The 17328-nt window shown below is 67.4% G+C and carries 14 protein-coding genes and 1 pseudogene; 1 reads left to right on the top strand and 14 read right to left on the bottom strand.

Going from position 1 to position 17328, the window contains the following annotated elements; translation table 11 throughout:
- Positions 1-10 precede the first annotated feature (10 nt).
- Together dnaE and AC1DOM_RS06190 are read right to left on the bottom strand one after the other, a co-directional pair.
- On the bottom strand, positions 11-3532 hold the full coding sequence (gene dnaE, locus AC1DOM_RS06185; RefSeq protein WP_498961331.1) for a DNA polymerase III subunit alpha: 3522 nt from the start codon (positions 3530-3532) through the stop codon (positions 11-13).
- An 86-nt stretch (positions 3533-3618) separates the two neighbouring features.
- Positions 3619-4236 carry a hypothetical protein gene (locus tag AC1DOM_RS06190; protein ID WP_498961333.1) on the bottom strand — a complete coding sequence of 206 codons (618 nt, stop codon included), beginning with the start codon at positions 4234-4236 and terminating at the stop codon, positions 3619-3621.
- 230 nt (positions 4237-4466) lie between these two features.
- Between AC1DOM_RS06190 and AC1DOM_RS06195 the strand changes: the two genes are divergently transcribed.
- Positions 4467-4847, top strand: coding sequence for a winged helix-turn-helix domain-containing protein (locus AC1DOM_RS06195; protein WP_498961335.1), 381 nt, complete (start codon positions 4467-4469; stop codon positions 4845-4847).
- Between the two features lie 21 nt (positions 4848-4868).
- Here AC1DOM_RS06195 and AC1DOM_RS06200 read toward each other — a convergent pair whose 3' ends face one another.
- The 12 genes and pseudogenes from AC1DOM_RS06200 to uppS all read right to left on the bottom strand — a co-directional run bounded on the left by AC1DOM_RS06200 (position 4869) and on the right by uppS (position 17326).
- Complete coding sequence (locus AC1DOM_RS06200) at positions 4869-5381, bottom strand: hypothetical protein (protein WP_498961337.1); 513 nt, start codon at positions 5379-5381, stop codon at positions 4869-4871.
- Positions 5378-6319 carry a TraB/GumN family protein gene (locus AC1DOM_RS06205; RefSeq protein ID WP_498961339.1) on the bottom strand — a complete coding sequence of 314 codons (942 nt, stop codon included), beginning with the start codon at positions 6317-6319 and terminating at the stop codon, positions 5378-5380. Before AC1DOM_RS06205 ends, AC1DOM_RS06200 begins: the two co-directional genes overlap by 4 nt.
- A 203-nt stretch (positions 6320-6522) precedes the next feature.
- Positions 6523-7080: pseudogene (gene rnhB / locus AC1DOM_RS06210) on the bottom strand (ribonuclease HII); the annotation flags it as partial.
- Positions 7081-7162: 82 nt separating this feature from the next.
- Entirely contained in the window at positions 7163-8326 is a 1164-nt protein-coding gene (gene lpxB, locus AC1DOM_RS06215) for a lipid-A-disaccharide synthase (protein WP_498961341.1), read from the bottom strand.
- Positions 8327-8329: 3 nt separating this feature from the next.
- The gene (gene lpxA / locus AC1DOM_RS06220; RefSeq protein WP_498961343.1) at positions 8330-9112 is read right to left on the bottom strand and encodes an acyl-ACP--UDP-N-acetylglucosamine O-acyltransferase; all 783 of its coding nucleotides are present in this window, start codon (positions 9110-9112) and stop codon (positions 8330-8332) included.
- Between the two features lie 4 nt (positions 9113-9116).
- Positions 9117-9566 carry a 3-hydroxyacyl-ACP dehydratase FabZ gene (gene fabZ / locus AC1DOM_RS06225; RefSeq protein ID WP_498961345.1) on the bottom strand — a complete coding sequence of 150 codons (450 nt, stop codon included), beginning with the start codon at positions 9564-9566 and terminating at the stop codon, positions 9117-9119.
- A gap of 5 nt (positions 9567-9571) precedes the next feature.
- A complete protein-coding gene (gene lpxD / locus AC1DOM_RS06230; RefSeq protein ID WP_498961347.1) occupies positions 9572-10588 on the bottom strand; it encodes a UDP-3-O-(3-hydroxymyristoyl)glucosamine N-acyltransferase in 1017 nt (338 codons plus the stop codon).
- 23 nt (positions 10589-10611) lie between these two features.
- Complete coding sequence (gene bamA, locus AC1DOM_RS06235; RefSeq protein WP_498961349.1) at positions 10612-13089, bottom strand: outer membrane protein assembly factor BamA; 2478 nt, start codon at positions 13087-13089, stop codon at positions 10612-10614.
- 88 nt (positions 13090-13177) lie between these two features.
- Entirely contained in the window at positions 13178-14542 is a 1365-nt protein-coding gene (gene rseP / locus AC1DOM_RS06240) for an RIP metalloprotease RseP (protein ID WP_498961351.1), read from the bottom strand.
- Positions 14543-15718 carry a 1-deoxy-D-xylulose-5-phosphate reductoisomerase gene (locus AC1DOM_RS06245; protein WP_498961353.1) on the bottom strand — a complete coding sequence of 392 codons (1176 nt, stop codon included), beginning with the start codon at positions 15716-15718 and terminating at the stop codon, positions 14543-14545.
- A gap of 1 nt (position 15719) precedes the next feature.
- A complete protein-coding gene (locus AC1DOM_RS06250; RefSeq protein WP_498961355.1) occupies positions 15720-16556 on the bottom strand; it encodes a phosphatidate cytidylyltransferase in 837 nt (278 codons plus the stop codon).
- Complete coding sequence (gene uppS / locus AC1DOM_RS06255; RefSeq protein ID WP_498961357.1) at positions 16553-17326, bottom strand: polyprenyl diphosphate synthase; 774 nt, start codon at positions 17324-17326, stop codon at positions 16553-16555. The genes AC1DOM_RS06250 and uppS overlap by 4 nt, the downstream gene beginning before the upstream one ends.
- Positions 17327-17328: the final 2 nt, after the last annotated feature.

The following is a 17328-nucleotide window of genomic DNA, read 5'->3' on the forward strand; positions in this document are numbered from 1 at the left end:
GGCAAATCCGTCAGGACGACGCCCAGGGCTTCGCCAATGCGAGACGCACCGTGCGCACACCGGGAATGCTGCGCAACACGCCGGGCAACGCGGCGTCGGCGCGCACGCCCTTGCCACCGTTGATGCTCAAACGTCCGACCGCGGTCGAGGTGATCGCTTCGAGCAACATCGGCGTGGCGCCAGGCAGATAGGGATGCAGTGCGCGTTCGAAATGCGCGAGCGCGTCCTTCTGCCGCAGGTCGAGTTTCACCGACAGGCGTTGCGCGTATTGGCTGCACACCTGCGAGAAATCCCAGCAACGTTTCGCGCGCAGCGAGAAGCCGCCGCTGAATTCGTCTTCGCGCAGGCCGCCCTCGATCACGAGGATGCGATCGCGCGTCAGCAACTGCGCGAAGTTGTAATACGCCTCGGCGAAGAACGCGCATTCGATGCGGCCGCGCCCGTCCTCGAGTTGCACGAAGGCCTGGCTGTCCCCGCGCTTGCGCATCCCGATCACCTGGCCGGCGATCACCACCGCCATTTCCGGGCGCCAGCCCTTGCGCTCTTCGTCCGGCCGCTCGCTCCACATCCGATCCAGGTCGCTGAGGTCGTGGCCGACCAGGCCGCGCAGTTCTTCGCGATATGGATCGAGTGGATGGCCGCTGAGATAGTGGCCAAGCGTCTCGCGCTCGCCCTGCAATTTCTGCAGGAGCGACCACTCCTCGGATTCGGGCAGCGACAGATGCAGCGCGGGCGCTTCGGGCATCGCGCCGAACAGGGAGACCTGTCCGGCTTCGCGCTCGCGTGCGAGTTGATCGGTCGCCTTCAGGACTTCCGGCAACTGCAGCATCAGCGAGGCGCGGTTGCGGCCGAGCCCATCGAGCGCGCCGGCATTGACCAGGGCTTCGAGCGCGCGACGATTGAGCTTGGAACCTTCCACGCGCTTGCAGAAATCGAGCAGGTCGACGAAAACGCCGTTGCGCTCGCGTTCCTCGGCGATCGCCTCGCACACGCCGCGGCCGACGCCCTTCACCGCGCCCAGGCCATAGCGGATCGTCTTCGGATCGATCGCTTCGAACATGTACACCGACGCGTTGACGTCGGGCGGCAACACCTGGAGCGACAAGGTCCGCGCTTCGTCGAGGAAGCCGACCACCTTGTCCGTGTTGTCCATGTCCGAAGACAACACCGCCGCCATGAATTCAGCGGGGTAGTGCACCTTCAACCACGCCGTTTGGTAGGCGACGAGCGCATACGCCGCCGAGTGCGACTTGTTGAAGCCGTACTCGGCGAACTTCTCCATCAAGTCGAAGATCGACGAAGCCACGCGCGCATCGACCTTGTTGGCCGCGGCGCCGGTTTCGAACTTGACGCGCTCCTTCGCCATCTCCTCGGGCTTCTTCTTGCCCATGGCGCGGCGCAGCAGGTCGGCGCCGCCGAGCGAATAGCCCGCCAGCACCTGCGCGATCTGCATCACCTGTTCCTGGTACACGATCACGCCGTAGGTCGGCGCGAGGACGGATTCCAGCAAGGGATGCGGATAACTGACTTCGGCGTTGCCGTGCTTTCGATCCACCCAGTCGCGGTCCATCCCCGAGCCCAGCGGGCCGGGGCGGAACAGCGCGGCGAGCGCGATGATGTCTTCGAAGGTGTCGGGCTTGGCGCGCTTGAGCAGCTCGCGCATGCCGCGCGATTCGAACTGGAACACCGCGACGGTGTCGCCGCGCGCGAACAATTCGTACGTCGGCTTGTCTTCCAGGGCGAGCGCGGTGATGTCGAGCGGTGCTTCGCCGGCGACTTCGCGGCGCAGGTTGATCGCCTTCACCGCCCAATCGATGATCGTCAGCGTGCGCAGGCCGAGGAAGTCGAACTTCACCAGGCCGATGGTTTCGACGTCGTCCTTGTCGAACTGCGTGACGGGATTGCGGCCGCGGCCGCCTTCGTCGTGTTCGGCGAACAGCGGGCAGAAGTCGGACAGCGGGCTGGGCGCGATCACCACGCCGCCGGCGTGCTTGCCGGCGTTGCGCGTGAGGTCTTCCAGGTCGCGTGCGAGCGAAAGCAGGTCGCGGACGTCGTCCTCGGCCGCGTTGCGCTGCATCAGTTCGGCCGATGCGAGTTCCGGGTTCTTGCGCGCGGCATCGGATTCGCCCAGCGCATCGTCCAGGCTCACGCCCAGCGTGAGCGGGATCAGCTTGGCGATGCCGTCGACGAAGCCGTACGGATGGCCGAGCACGCGGCCGGTGTCGCGCACCACGGCCTTCGCGGCCATCGTGCCGTAGGTGATGATCTGGCTGACGCGGTCGCGGCCGTATTTCGCGGCGACGTAATCGATCACCTCGTCGCGGCGGTCCATGCAGAAGTCGATGTCGAAGTCGGGCATCGACACGCGTTCGGGGTTGAGGAAGCGCTCGAACAGCAGGTCGTAGGGAATCGGGTCGAGGTCGGTGATGCCCAGCGCCCAAGCGACCAGCGAACCCGCACCCGAACCGCGGCCCGGGCCCACGGGAATGCCGTGGTCCTTCGCCCAGTTGATGAAGTCGGCCACGATCAGGAAGTAGCCGGGGAAGCCCATCTTGATGATGACGTCGAGTTCGATCTCGAGGCGTTCGAAATACGACTCGCGCGTGTGGCCTTGCGCGATCGGCGCCTTTTCCAGGCGCTTGGTCAGGCCTTCGCGCGCCTGCACGCGCATCCAGCTGTCCAGCGTTTCGTCGTCGGGCACCGGGAAGGCGGGCAGGTAGTACGTGCCCAGGCGCAATTCGAGATTGCAGCGCGTGGCGAGTGCGATCGCGTTGTCGAGCGCATCGGGCAGGTCGGCGAACAACTCCGACATCTGCTCCGAGGACTTCACGTACTGCTCGGGGCTGTAGTCCTTCGGGCGCTTGGGATCGTCGAGCACGCGGCCGGTGGCGATGCACACGCGCGCTTCGTGCGCGTCGAAGCCGTTTTCGTCGAGGAAGCGCGCGTCGTTGGTCGCGATGATCGGCACGCCGCGGCGCGAGGAGGCATGCAGCGCGAAGGCGTTGAACGCGTCTTCGTGTTCGCGCGCGGTGCGCGTGAGTTCCAGGTGCAGGCGTTCGCCGGTGGCCTGTTGCCATTGCGCGAGCCACTGTTCGGCGAGTTCGTGCTTGCCTGCGAGTGCGAGTCGACCCGCTTCGCTATGGCGGCCGGCGAGCAGGAACAAACCGTTGTTCGCTTCCTGCAACCAGTGCGGGCGCACGACGACACCGTCGTTGCGATGGCCTTCCATCCACGCGCGCGTGAGCAGGCGCGACAAACTCAGGTAACCATCGCGATCGCGGCACAACACCGTCATGCGCGTGGGCGCTTCGTCGCCCTCGGCCAGCAACAGGTCYGCGCCGGCGATCGGCTTGATGCCCGCACTCTCGGCCGCCTTGTAGAACTTCACCAGCGCGAACAGGTTGTTCTGGTCGGTGACCGCGACCGCCGGCTGTCCCTGCGCCACGCAGCGGCCGACCAGGTCCGCGATGCGGATGGTCGAGTCGACCAGCGAATACTCGCTGTGCAGGTGGAGGTGGGCGAATGCGGGCATGCCGGGACGGAGCGAAGGCGTCCCGGCAGGTTAGGGGCCTGACTCGCGTGGCACAAGAATTGACACGCGAGCCTGCGGGTGGGCGATCAACTGCCGACCCGGAACGGGGCCTCCGCGTGCCCGCGATGGCTGTAGTGGCTCGCGTTCACGCGCATGTTGTGCTGCCACAACTGGATCTCGGCCAGGCGGTCGCGGATCCAGGCCGCGCGTTGCTGGTCGCCGGTGCCGGCCACCGCGGTCTCCGAGCGGTAGGCGCAGAAGTCGCGGTAATCCTCGGCCTCCGATGCGAACGCAGGCCACGCCAGTTCGAGCAACAGCACGTCGTCGAGCTTGCCGAGCAGCGGCTCGCGGTCGGGGATGAGGTCTTCATCGTCGTCCAGGTAGCCGATCAGCTTGGCCAGCCGCGCGCGCAGGGCATCGGGGGGGTCCCAGCAGTCGTCGTCGAGCATCGCGCGCAGCTCCTCGATGCGGCGCAGGCGGCGGTCGAGCACGTCCTGCGCGGCCTGGGCGGGCATCGAGGCCAGCCAGACGCACAGGTTGCGCACGCGGTCGGCGTCGACGCGCACCGCATCGGGATAGAGCTCGTGGAGCAAGGCGTCGAACTGCACGACCGCCTCGGGCCGGATCGCGGGGCCGTCGCCGGAATCGGTGCCGAAATTCATCGGCAGGGGTTCGTCGGTGATGGTGGGGGCGGATAGACGCATGGCGCACCTCCCGTACCGGCTTTTCCGAAGGTTGCGTGCGCCGGCCGGCGCGGCGCGCGACCGAAAGGTGGGACGGTGGCCGAAGCGGTTTGGTTCCGGGCCCCGATCCCAATTGGATGCACCCCGAGTCTCCTCCGTTGCATGCCGGATGTGTAGGCCGGGAAGTCGGGGTGCCGAACGTCCCGACCGGCGGTAGCCGGGATGTGTGGGTTTGCCCGTTGGGCCAATCGATGCAGGACTCCATTCGCGACCCCGGGCAGGTCTACAAGTTCGACGACGTCGAGGTGCGCGCGCGCCCCATCGGCGTGCGTCGCGGCGACCGGATGATCGGCGTGGAACCCAAGGCGCACGCGGTGCTCCTGCAATTGCTGTCGCACGCGGGCGAGGCGATCGAGCGCGAACGCCTGCTCGATACCGTCTGGGGCCATCGCCACGTCACGCCGAGCGTACTCAATCGCATCGTGGCCCAGTTGCGGCGCGCGCTGGGGGACGATGCGTCGAACCCGCGCTATATCCAGACGCTGCATGGGCGGGGGTATCGGTTCATGGTGCAGCCCGAGAAGGTGGCGGACGGGCACGACGAAGAACCCGAGCCGACGCAGCACCACTGATTCGAAGCATCACCGACGCCGTCACAACGCGCAGCCGCGTGCCTGCATGGAACGCAGGATCACTTCGGCGTTCGCGCTTTTCGCCAGTGCCGCCCGCAGTTCGGCGCAATCGCGCGCGCTGCTGCTTCTCTCCAGCGAGGCATCGCGCATGACAAAGCGCGGAAGATGGTCGACGGTCAGCGAGGCCGGCCGCGGGCGCAAGGGATGGGGCGCGAAGGAAACGGGCGCGGTCTCGGGAACGCGCAGGTCGAGCGGCAGTGCCGGTGCGGATGGCGTCGGTGCGGTGCTTGGTTTCACGATGCGCGCGGTGCGCGGCGGTGTCCGTTTCGGCGCGGCGGGGTTGGCGGCGCCGAGCAAGGGCCGTTCGACGGACTGAATTGGCGGCGCGCGCGGGATCCAATCAATCTCCAGCGCAGTCGAATCCGCCACGATCACCGGCTGCCTCGGCTTCCACGCCATCAGCCAAGCCAGGGCTGACGCGGTGATCGCGAATGAAGCGGCAAGGGCCAACATGCGATCGCGGGCGGGCGTCACTCCGTCGAGGTTTCCAATTGGAAGCCCTCGTCGACAATGATTCGCGCCAGGCCGGTGCCATCGAGCGCGTCGCGGAGGGGAATCGTGGCGAAAACGACGGCGTGCTGTGCCGTCGCCTTGCGAAGCCCTTCACGCCACGCGTCCTGGACATGGGCCTCCAGGTCCGCAATGCCCTGGTTTTGCGCGATGGCCCCGTTGGTCAGGGTCGACCAGCATGTTTGGACCGGCGCATTCGATCGGACTTCGCGCACCGCAGTGACGTCGCCGACAGCCCACGCATCGGCCAGCGCCTGCGCCGCGGGCAACCAGGCGTCGATCCGCGACAGCGTGTCGGACAAGCAGGCGATGTCCTGTTCGCGCGGGACATCGAAGGTGCGGACTGCCTTTCGCGCATCATCGATCGGCATGCGTGCGCGCACGTCGAAAACGGGGACGTGGTGCGATTTCGCGGCGTCGCGAATGACGGATCCGGAAAGGTCGTCATTCGAAAGTCCGTGCGCATTTAGGCCAGCCCGGTACAGTTCGAACGCCGCGTACATGGGGCGTAGCCGTTCGATGTCATCGTTGCGTCCTGCGTAGCGGGTTTTCGCATCCGTCCAACGCGCCTGCGCGTCCACCGGCAGCAAGTCGGCCACGCGTGCGCCATTGGCATTGAAGCGGACCTTCCGGATCGCGGGCCACAGGGTCAGCGTGCGGAAGATCGAGACGTTGTCCCCGACGACGAGCCCCTGGCGCCCGAGCACCGCCCCGGATTCGGCCACGCGCTCGCGAATCGCATCTTCATGGAGTTTCGTTCCCTTGCGCACGACGCCGAGGTCGCCGACAACCCACAACGTCCTGTCGCCGCGAACGTACTTCCAGAGGGGAGGACCGGCGGCCGCGCGGACTTCGACGGTGGAGAGCACGGTGTGCGTGGCGTGGTCCGTCGCTTGCGCCATCGATGCGAACGAGGCGAGGAGGACAGCGAGTACGAGTCGGATCATGGCGCACCCTACGAAAGGCACCCCAACCGGGTCTGCCGGACCGCGACGATCTCGCGCAGCGTTATTTCACCGAAGCCTCTAGGCGGGAATTCCGCGATGAAGCAGTGTTTTCGCCGTAGTCAGTCTTCGATCGTCGTTTCGACGAGCGGCAACAGATTCCCCTGCAACGCATCGCGCACCCGCGTGAAACTCCGCCGATGCTGCGGGCACGGACCATGCGTGCGCAGGGCCGCCAGGTGTTGCGGGGTCGAATAGCCCTTGTGCTCGTCGAAGCCGTAGAGCGGCCATTGGCGATGCAGTTCGACCATGTGGCGGTCGCGCGTGACCTTGGCGAGGATCGAAGCGGCCATGATCGCGCGGTCGCTCGCATCGCCACCGATCAGCGCTTCGGCGCGGCACGACAGGTCCTTCGGGATCGCGTTGCCGTCGATGCGCGCGTATTCGCATGCGTGGAGCACGCCTTCCACGGCCAGGCGCATGCCCAGCATCGTGGCGTGGAAGATGTTGAGGCGGTCGATGTCTTCGACTTCGACGTGCACGATCTTGTAGGCGATCGCGCGCTCGACGATGCGCTCGTACAGCTCTTCGCGCCGTTGCGCGTTGAGTTGCTTGGAATCGTTCAGGCCGTTGATCGGCGTGCGGCCCGGCGGGAAGACAACAGCCGCGACGACGACCGGTCCGGCGAGCGGGCCGCGGCCGGCTTCGTCCACGCCGGCGAAGCGCGCAGGCGGGGCGGTGGGGTCGGCGGTGGCGGGTTCGAACGACATGGCGCGCGGACTGTGCGATGCACCGACGCATTCACGCAAGCGGGGCGGGCGCGTCGAGCAATTCGGCGATGGCGTCGGCGGCGCGCGCGGAGGCGTCACGGCGCAGCGCGAGGTGGAGGTCGCGGAAGCGGGCCTGCAGGACCAGGCCGGGTTCCGGCGTGGAGAGCAGCGGGCGCAGGGCGTCGGCGAGCTTGTCGGGCGTGCAATCGTCCTGCAGGAGCTCGGGGACGAGCGCTTCGCCCGCCAGCACGTTCGGCAGCGACACGTACTGCACCTTCAGCAGGCCGAAGGTGCGCACGATGGCGTGCGTGAGCGGCGCGAGGCGGTAGGCGACGACCATCGGCCGCTTGCAGAGCATCGCTTCGAGCGCGGCGGTGCCGGAGGCGAGCAGGACGGCGTCGCCGGCGATCATCGCGCGYTGCGCCTGGCCGTCGAGCACGGTCACGTGCGGCAGATCGGCGGGCAGCGCGGCTTCGATCGCGCGCCGGCACGCGGCGTTGGCCGCGGGGACCACGATCTGCAAATCGGGGAGTGCGGCGGACAATTGCGCCGCGGCCGCGAAGAAGGTCGGCGCGAGGCGATGGATTTCCCCCAGTCGCGAACCGGGCAACACCGCGAGCACGCGCGCATCCTGCGCGATGCGCAGCGCTTCACGCGCGGCGTTGCGATCGGGTTCCAGCGGAAGCGCATCGGCGAGCGGATGGCCGATGTAGCGCGCGTCGACGCCGTGCTGCGCGTAGATCGGCGGCTCCATCGGGAACAGGCACAGCACGCGATCCGCACTCTGCCCGATCTTCGCCGCGCGCGATTGCCGCCAGGCCCAGAGCGACGGGCTGACGTCGTGCACGGTGCGGATGCCGCGTTGCTTCAGCCACTTCTCGACGCCGAGGTTGAAGTCCGGCGCATCGATGCCGACGAACACGTCGGGTTTCCACGCCAGCATCCGTTCGCGCAGCGCGCGGCGCACGCGCAGCAGGCGGGGCAGGTGCGCGATGACTTCGGCCAGGCCGAACACCGCGAGCTCGGAGGCGTCATGCCACGCATCGAAACCGGCCGCACGCATGTTGTCGCCGCCGATGCCCGCGAATTCCGCATCGGGGAAACGCGCCCGCAGCGCTTCGATCAGCCCTGCGCCGAGTTGGTCGCCCGAGGTTTCCCCCGCGACCAGGCCGATCCGGAGGCGCCGCGCCGCCATGCGTCAGCGCAACAGGTGGCGTTCGCCACGGCCGATGAACTCGACCATCGCGCGGACATCGTCGCTGTCGTTCGCCATTTCGCGCAGTTGCGCGAGCGCTTCGTCGAGCTTGGCGCCGGAGACGTACAAGGCGCGATAGGCGCGCTTGATCGCCGTCACGCGCGTGGCGTCGAAGCCGCGGCGCTTGAGGCCTTCGGCATTGATGCCGCGCGGGCGGCCGTAACTTTCCTGCGCAACCATCAGGAAGGGCGGGACATCGCCGTTGACGAACGCCCCCATGCCGATGAACGCATGGTCGCCGATGCGGCAGAACTGATGCACGCCGACGAAACCGCTGAGGATCACCTGGTTGCCGACTTCGACATGCCCGGCGAGCGTGGCGTTGTTCGAGAACACGCAGCCATCGCCGATGATGCAATCGTGCGCGACGTGCACGTAGGCGAGCAGCCAGTTGCCGTTGCCGATGCGCGTGACGTGGCCGCCGGTGCCGGTGCCGCGGCTGATGGTGACGAATTCGCGCACGACGTTGTCGTCGCCGATCACCAGCTCGGTGCGCTCGCCGGCGAACTTCTTGTCCTGCGGGTCGCCGCCGATGGCCGCGTGCCCATGGAAATGGTTGTTGCGGCCGATGCGCGCGGGCCCGTCGATCGTGCAATGCGGGCCGACGATGGTTCCGTCGCCGATCTCGACGTCCGCGCCGATGACGCAGAACGGGCCGATGCGCACGCCTTCGCCGAGGCGCGCGCCGGCATCGACCACCGCGGTGGGATGCACCTGCGCGGTCATGGGCTCAGCCCTTGACCTCGGCGCACAGGATTTCGGCGCACGCGACCTGTTCGCCGTCCACGCGCGCGATGCCCTGGTACAGCGCCATGTTGCGGATCGTGCGCTTGAGCTCGACGTGCAGTTCCAGGCGATCGCCCGGCACCACCATGCGGCTGAACTTCGCGTTGTCGATCTTGACCAGGTAGAACAGCTTGTCGGTGGCCGCGGCCTGGTGCGTGAGCTGGGTCAGGATGCCGCCGGTCTGCGCGAGGGCTTCGATCACCAGCACGCCCGGCATCACCGGGTGGCCGGGGAAATGGCCCTGGAAGAAGGGTTCGTTGATCGTGACGTTCTTGATGCCGAGGATGCGTTTGTTCGCTTCGAACTCGGTGACGCGATCGACCAGCAGGAACGGGTAGCGGTGCGGCAGCAGCTTCTGGAGCGCGACCACGTCGAGGGGGAGTTGCACGTCCATCGTCTTCAATCCTTGTCCGGGGCCGCCACGCGGCGGGCCAGTGCATCGAGTTGCTTGAACCGCGCGGCGCTCTTGCGCCAACTGCGATTGTCCATGATCGGCGTGCCCGAGGAATACTCGCCGGGCTCGCGGATGGAGTGGGTGACCAGGCTCATCGCGGTGACGATCACGCGGTCGCACAGTTCCAGGTGCCCGAGGATGCCGGCGCCGCCGCCGATCAGGCAGTAGCGGCCGACCTTCGCACTCCCCGCGATCGCCGCGCATCCGGCCATCGCGGTGTGCGCGCCGATCACGACGTTGTGGCCGACCTGGATCTGGTTGTCCAGGCGCACGTCCTCTTCGAGGATCGTGTCTTCCAGCGCGCCGCGGTCGATGGTGGTGTTGGCGCCGATCTCGCAATCGTCGCCGATCACCACGCCGCCGAGCTGCGGCACTTTCAACCAGTGGCCGGCATCCATCGCCAGGCCGAAGCCGTCGGCGCCGAGCACCGCGCCGGGATGGAGGCGGACGCGCTTGCCCAGGCGAACACGCGTCACCAGCGTGACGCGTGCGATGAGCTCGCAGCCCTCGCCGATCACGCAATCCTCGCCGACGATGCAGCCCGGTCCGAGCGTCGCGCCGGCGTCCACGCGGCTGCGCGCGCCGATCACGACATGCGGGCCGATGTGCGCCGAGGGATCGACGATCGCGCTGCCGTCGACGACAGCGCTGGGATGCACGCCCGGCGCCACTTGCGGCAACGGTTCGAACAACGCGGAGATGCGCGCGAATGCGGCGTAGGGGTCGCGCGCGATCAGCGCGGTGCCCGCGAAACCTTCCGCGTCTTCGGCGCGCATGACGACGACACCGGCCTGCGATGTCGACAATTGCGCGCGATAACGCGGGTTGGCGAGGAAGCCCAGCGAATCGGGCCGTCCGTTGGCGAGCGTCGACACGCCGCGAACGACGCATTGCGCGTCGCCCGCGACTTCAAGCCCGAAACGCGCCCCGAGTTCTGCAGCGGTGAAAGCCGGGGCGCCCATGGTGTCGTTTCCCGTGGGCGCGGTCAGAACGACCCGCCGAAGGTGAACTGCAGGCGCTCGATGTCGTCGCCCGGGTAGAAGGTCGCCGGATTGGCATCCTTCGAACGGATCGGCAAGGCGTAGCTGATCGACAGCGGGCCCATCGGCGAGCGCCACAGCAGCGCGACGCCGGCCGAGGCGCGCAGTTCGCTCGCTTCGAAGGAGTTGATGTCTTCGAAAACGTTACCCCAGTCCAGGAACGCCGAGATGCGCGCGGCCGGCGAATCGAACAATTTCGGGAACACCAGTTCCACCGTGCCGACGGTCTTCAGCGCGCCACCGATCGGCTGCGAGGAGTAGCCGTTGAATTCGCGCGGGCCCAGCGAGTTGTCGACGAAGCCGCGCACGCGGCCCGACGAGCTGATGCCGCCGGCGTAGAAGCGTTCGAAGAAGGGCAGGCCGTCGGAGTTCACCGTGCGCAGGAAGTCGTCCGACGCGGTGGTGCAGGGCACCGTCATGTTGTGGCACAGGTCGCGATAGGTGACGTTGCCGTAGTTGTCGCCGTAGCCGAGGTTGACGGCGGTGAGCAGGATCACCGACGGCATCAGCGGGAAGTAGCGCGAATACTGGTATTCGGCCTTCCAGTATTCGGCGGTGGAACCCGGCATCGCGATTTCGATGCTGGCGCGGTGGTAGCTGCCCATCGAAGGCATGAAGTAGTCGTTGCGCGTGTCGCGCGAATACCCGAACTGCGTGCGCCACGCGTGGAAGGTGCGGGCGCCGATGGCGGTGATGTAATCCTGGATCGACAGCGGCGTGCCGGCCGACAGCAGGATCTCGTTGGAATCGATGCCGACCAGCGCCGAGACGGTGTCGTACTCGGTGATCGGCAGGCCCAGGAAGGTCTGGAAGGCGCCGCTGTTGGTCGAGTAGTTCGCCACGCCGTAGTCGCTGTAGTCGAACTCGCGCCACCACAGGTTGTAGCCCAGCGACATGCCTTCGTCGGTGAAGTACGGGTTGGTGAACGAGAAGTCGTAGCGCTTCTGGTAGCTGCTCTGCTGCGCGGCGATCGACACGCGGTTGCCGCTGCCGAGGAAGTTGTTTTCCTGCAACTGCACCGAGAGGTTGACGCCCGACAACTGCGAGTAGCCCACGCCGAACATGAAGCTGCCCGAGGTGGTTTCCTTGACGGTGAAGGTCACGTCGACCTGGTCGTCGGTGCCGGCGACCGGCACGTTCTCGACTTCGACCGTTTCGAAGTAACCCAGGCGCTGCAGGCGGACCTTCGAACGGTCGACCGCGGCCTGCGAATACCACGCGCCTTCGAACTGGCGCATTTCGCGGCGCAGCACTTCGTCGGCGGTGCGCGTGTTGCCCTTGAAGACGATGCGGCGCACGTTGACGCGCGGGCCCGGCACCACCTGGAAGTTGATGCCGACGGTCTTCTTTTCGTTGTCGACTTCCGGGATCGGATTGACCTGCGCGAACGCGTAACCGATGTTGGCCAGCATCGCGGTGATGCCGTCGGAAGTGAATTCCAGCAGGCGGCGGGAGAAGATCTGGCCGGCCTTCACCGGGACCATCTTTTCGATCTCGGCCAGCGGGAGGATCGTGTCGCCGGTGACCTTGACGCCGGAAATCTTGTACTGGTCGCCTTCGGTCAGGCCCGCGGTGATGAACATGTCCTGGCGGTCGGGGCTGATCGCGACCTGCGTGGAGTCGAGGCTGAAGTCGACGTAGCCGCGGTCGAGGTACCAGCTGGTGAGCTTCTCCATGTCGCCGGACAGCTTCTCGCGCGAGTACTGGTCGTCGCGGCGGTACCACGAGAGCCAGTTGTGCTCGCGCGATTCCCACTGGTCGGTGATCTGTTCGTCGGAGAATTTCTCGTTGCCGACCAGGTTGACGTGCTGGATCTTCGCCGCCTTGCCTTCCTTGACGTTGATCACCACGTCGACGCGGTTGCGATCCAGGCGCGAAACCGTCGGCGTGATCTCGACGTTGTACTTGCCGCGGTTGTTGTACTGGCGGTTGAGTTCCTGCGTGACGCGGTCGAGCGAAAGGCGGTCGAAGGTTTCGCCTTCGGCCAGGCCGATGTCCTTCAGGCCCTTGGTCAGGTCTTCGGTCTTGATGTCCTTGTTGCCGGACAGCGTCAGCTTGTTGATCGCCGGACGCTCGACGACCGTGATCACCAGGATGTCGCCCTGGCGATCCAGGCGGACGTCTTCGAAGAAGCCGGTGCCGTAGAGCGCGCGGATCGCGTCGCCGGCGGTGGAGGCATCGAGGCGGTCGCCGCGCTCGACGGGCAGGTAGGTGAACACCGTGCCCGCCGAAATGCGCTGCAGGCCTTCGATGCGGATGTCGCTGACGGTGAAGGCGGCCGGATCGGCCGTCGGGCCCGGCGCCGGGGGGGCGTCCTGCGGCTGCTGGAGCGCGAACGGATTGGCCGTCTGCGCCGCCGCGGGGGCGGCTATCGCCGAAGCGAGGGCGAGGGCGAGCAGGCGGCGGGAAAGGTGTCGCGTCATCGTCACGTCCGGTTGGGGGTTCGGGCCACCGTGGTGCGGCGGTGGCGGGTCTTGCGGTTGGCGCTTCAGGGCGTCGGTGGCGGGGTGGCTAATGGAAGAAAACGTCGTTGAACAACGCCAATCCCATCAGGCCGACCAGCAGCGCCAGGCCCACGTACTGCCCGGCAGCCATCGTACGCTCGCTCAGCGGGCTGCCTTTGACCAATTCGATAAGGTAATACAGCAGGTGTCCCCCATCCAATAGCGGGATGGGGAGCAGGTTGAGGATCGCCAGTGAGATCGACAGGACGGCGAGGAAGTTCAAAAACCCGGCCAGCCCCAGTTTTGCCGTCGCATTCGCGGCGCGGGCGGTGGTGACGGGGCCCGAAACGTACTTCAGGGAGGCATTGCCGGTCAGCATGCGTCCCATGAAACCGACGGTATCGTGCGCCTTGTGCCAGGTTTCGACGAAGGCCATCGGGATGGCGTCGATCGGGCCGTAGCGGCGAACCGCATCGAATTCCGGCATCGTCCCGGAGGATTTGTGGATGACGCCGATGCGCGCGACGGGCTTGCCGTCCTCGCCCTTGTCCATGCGCGGCGTCAGCGGGAAGGCCTTGCGTTCGGGCTCGGCGTTGCCTTCCTTGCGCAGGACTTCGACCATGCCGGGCCCGCCGCGCGCGGCCAGCGCCTGGACGGCGGGGGCGATGTCCGCGTAATCGTTCACCGGCTGGCCGTCGATCGCGAGGATGCGGTCCTTTTCGGCGAGCACGCCCCAGGCCGGCGAATCGGGCACGAGGTCGTCGACGGTCGGCGGCTCGAGCTGGTAGCGCGCGGTGAGGCCGACGAGCGTCGGGGCCTGCAATTCGTCGAAATCCGCGGGCAGCTTCGTCAGGTCGAGCGTGCGCGTGTGCGTCTGCCCATCGGTGTTGCGGACTTCGATCGACACGCGTTCGCGGTCCAGCCCCGCGAGCGCGAGCGCGAAGCGCACGTCGGTCCAGGTCTGGATGGTGCGATCGCCGATGCGCAACACTTCATCGCCGGCATGCAGGCCCGCGGCGGCGGCCAGGCCGTTCGCGCGGCCGACCACCGGTGCGTATTCCTTCAAACCGACGACGAAGGCGCCCCACAGGAACAGCACGCACAACAGCACGTTGGCGATCGGCCCCGCCGCGGCGATGGCGATGCGCCGCCACGGCGACTGGCGATTGAACGCGCGATGCAGGTCTTCGGGCGCGACGTCGGATTCGCGTTCGTCGAGCATCTTGACGTAGCCGCCCAACGGGATCGCGGCGATGGCGAACTCGGTGCCTTCCTTGTCGCGGCGCATCCACAGCGGCTTGCCGAAGCCCACCGAAAAACGCAGCACCTTGACGCCGCAGCGTTTGGCGACCCAGTAGTGCCCGAACTCGTGGAAGGTCACGAGCACGCCGATGGCAACGATGTACCACCAGAGACTACCGATGACTTCCATTTACTCTGCTTCCGAACGTGCGTTGACGACGGCCTGCGCGTACGCCCGCGCGGCGCGGTCGGCCTCGCGGAGCGTATCGAGCGTGTCGGCCGGCGTGGGCGGCAGGGCGGCGAGGGTTTCGCCGACCAGCGCAGGAATGCCTAGGAAAGCGATCCGGCCCTGAAGAAAGGCTGAAACCGCCACTTCGTTGGCCGCATTGAGGGTCGCCGGCGCGGTGCCGCCGGCGCGCAGGGCCTCGTAGGCCAGCCCCAGGCAGGGGAAGGCGTCGCGGTCGGGCGGCTCGAAGTCCAGGCGGCCATGCTGCAGCAGGTCGAGCCCGCCCACGCCCGAGACCACGCGCTCGGGCCATGCCAGGCCCACGGCGAGCGCGGTGCGCATGTCGGGCAAGCCCAGCTGCGCGAGCGTGCTGCCGTCGACGAATTCCACCAGCGAATGCACCAGGCTCTGCGGGTGCACCAGCACGTCGATGTGGTCGGCCGACACCCCGAACAGGTGATGCGCTTCGATCACCTCCAGGCCCTTGTTCATCAGCGTGGCCGAGTCGACCGAGATCTTCGGCCCCATCGACCACTTCGGATGCGCGACGGCCTGCGCCGGCGTGACGTCTTCGAGCGCTTCGGCGTTCCATCCGCGGAACGGGCCGCCCGATGCGGTGAGGCAGATGCGCTTGAGGCCGTTGCGCGCATGCGCATCGGGCAGGCACTGGAAGATCGCGTTGTGTTCGCTGTCGATGGGGACGATGGTCGCGCCCGCGGCGTTCGCGGCGTGCATCAGCAATTCGCCCGCGAGCACCAGCGATTCCTTGTTGGCGAGCAGCAGGCGCTTGCCCGCGCGTGCGGCGGCGAGCGTCGAGCGCAAACCCGCGGCGCCAACGATGGCGGCGACGACGGTGGTGCACGCGTCGCTGTCGATGAGCGCATCGAGTGCGTCTTCGCCGGCATGCGCCTGCGTCTTGAGCCCGGCATCATGCAGGCCAGCGCGCAAGCGCGCGAACCCCGACGGATCGGCGATCACCGCATGGTCGGGCTTGTGCGTGCGGCACAACGCGAGCAGCGCGTCGACCTGCGTGCCCGCGGCCAGCACGCTGGCGCGCATGCGCGCAGGGTGGCGGGCGATCACGTCGAGCGCGCTCGTTCCGATCGAACCGGTGGCACCGAGGACTGCGACGTGCTGCATGTCAGAAGCCGAGCAGGCCCTTGCCGAGGGCGAACACGGGCAGGGCAGCCAGCACGCTGTCGATGCGATCGAGGATGCCGCCGTGGCCGGGGATCAGGTCGCCCGAATCCTTCGCGCCGACGTGCCGCTTGAGCAGGCTTTCGAACAGATCGCCGACCACCGAGAACAACACGGTGACCACGACCACGAGCGCGACCCACGGCAGTTGCGCGACCGTCGCGCCCGCGAAGGGCGCGGCGATCAACGCGATGACGACCGAGGCCACCATCCCGCCGACCAGGCCTTCGATCGTCTTGTTGGGGCTGATGCGCGGGCTGAGCTTGTGCTTGCCGAACCGGCGGCCGGCGAAATACGCACCGGTGTCCGCGCCCCAGATCACCAGCAATGCGATCAGCAACCAGCGATGGCCGTTGGGCTGCCCGCCGTGGATGAGCGCAAGCGCGCACCAGGCCGGCACCACCGCGAGCGTGCCCGCGGCGAGCTTGAACATGCGCGCGTGCGTGTCGTGGTCGGAGGCGAAGCTGTAATTCTTCAGCCACAGCAGCGACAGCAGCCACCAGACCACGCCCACGACGGTGGCGACCTGGAAGAGCACGAAGCTGTAACCGGTGCCCGAGCGCGATGCCCAGACGATGGCGACCATCAGCGCGAGGTTGGCGACCAGCAGGACGCTGCGATGCAGCGTGTCGTCGATCTCGGCCAGGCGGAACCATTCCCACAACCCGGACAGGAACAGGACCGCCGCGCAGGCGACGAGCCACGGCGTGTCGAGGAACAACACGAGCGCGATCGCGAGCGGGGTCATGATCATCGCGGCCAGCAGTCGCGTGCGGGTCATTCGGGGGTCCCGTGGTCGGGTGGCAGTGGGAAGGACGCGGAAACCTGCGCCCCGGTGAGACCGAAGCGCCGCTCTCGCATCGCGTAGTCGGCCAGGGCCTCGCGGAGTGTGGCGGCATCCACGTCCGGCCACAACGTTTCGGTGAACCACAGCTCGGTGTACGCCAGTTGCCAGAGCAGGAAGTTGCTCACCCTCACGTCACCACCGGTGCGGATGAACAGATCGGGCGGGGGGAGATCGGCCAGGGCGATGCGCGATGCGAACGCCTTCTCGTCGATGTCTTCGGCCTTCACGCGCCCCGCGGCGACATCGGCGGCCAGCGAACGCGCGGCGTTGACGATGTCCCAGCGGCCGCCGTAACTGGCGGCGATGGTCAGGTGCAGGACGTCGTTGCCGCGCGTGGTCGACTCGGCGGCGTCCATGCGCGCGCGGATCGCGGGCGCGAACAATTCGCGCTGCCCGATGAAGCGGATGCGGACGCCGCGGCGATGCAGTTCCTCGACTTCGCGTTCCAGCGCGTTGAGGAACAACTTCATCAGCGCACCGACTTCCTCCTCGGGCCGCCCCCAGTTCTCGCTGGAGAAAGCGAACAGGGTGAGCGCGTGGATGCGGTGCTCGATGCAGAAGTCCACGCAGTTCTGGACCGCGCGCGCGCCGGCGCGATGGCCGATGGCGCGCGGACGGCGACGGCGTTCGGCCCAACGGCCGTTGCCGTCCATGATCACGGCGAGGTGGCGCGGAATGCGCGCCGGCGATGCGTCGGAAGACATGC

This window comes from Lysobacter sp. P5_B12, from assembly GCF_056400425.1.

Bases quoted from the DNA above. Each gene is read 5' to 3' on its own strand.
- AC1DOM_RS06190 (WP_498961333.1), bottom strand. From the start codon at position 4,236: ATGCGTCTATCCGCCCCCACCATCACCGACGAACCCCTGCCGATGAAT.
- AC1DOM_RS06195 (WP_498961335.1), top strand. From the start codon at position 4,467: ATGCAGGACTCCATTCGCGACCCCGGGCAGGTCTACAAGTTCGACGAC.
- AC1DOM_RS06205 (WP_498961339.1), bottom strand. From the start codon at position 6,319: ATGGCGCAAGCGACGGACCACGCCACGCACACCGTGCTCTCCACCGTC.
- lpxA (WP_498961343.1), bottom strand. From the start codon at position 9,112: ATGACCGCGCAGGTGCATCCCACCGCGGTGGTCGATGCCGGCGCGCGC.
- fabZ (WP_498961345.1), bottom strand. From the start codon at position 9,566: ATGGACGTGCAACTCCCCCTCGACGTGGTCGCGCTCCAGAAGCTGCTG.
- lpxD (WP_498961347.1), bottom strand. From the start codon at position 10,588: ATGGGCGCCCCGGCTTTCACCGCTGCAGAACTCGGGGCGCGTTTCGGG.
- bamA (WP_498961349.1), bottom strand. From the start codon at position 13,089: ATGACGCGACACCTTTCCCGCCGCCTGCTCGCCCTCGCCCTCGCTTCG.
- rseP (WP_498961351.1), bottom strand. From the start codon at position 14,542: ATGGAAGTCATCGGTAGTCTCTGGTGGTACATCGTTGCCATCGGCGTG.
- AC1DOM_RS06245 (WP_498961353.1), bottom strand. From the start codon at position 15,718: ATGCAGCACGTCGCAGTCCTCGGTGCCACCGGTTCGATCGGAACGAGC.
- AC1DOM_RS06250 (WP_498961355.1), bottom strand. From the start codon at position 16,556: ATGACCCGCACGCGACTGCTGGCCGCGATGATCATGACCCCGCTCGCG.
- uppS (WP_498961357.1), bottom strand. From the start codon at position 17,326: ATGTCTTCCGACGCATCGCCGGCGCGCATTCCGCGCCACCTCGCCGTG.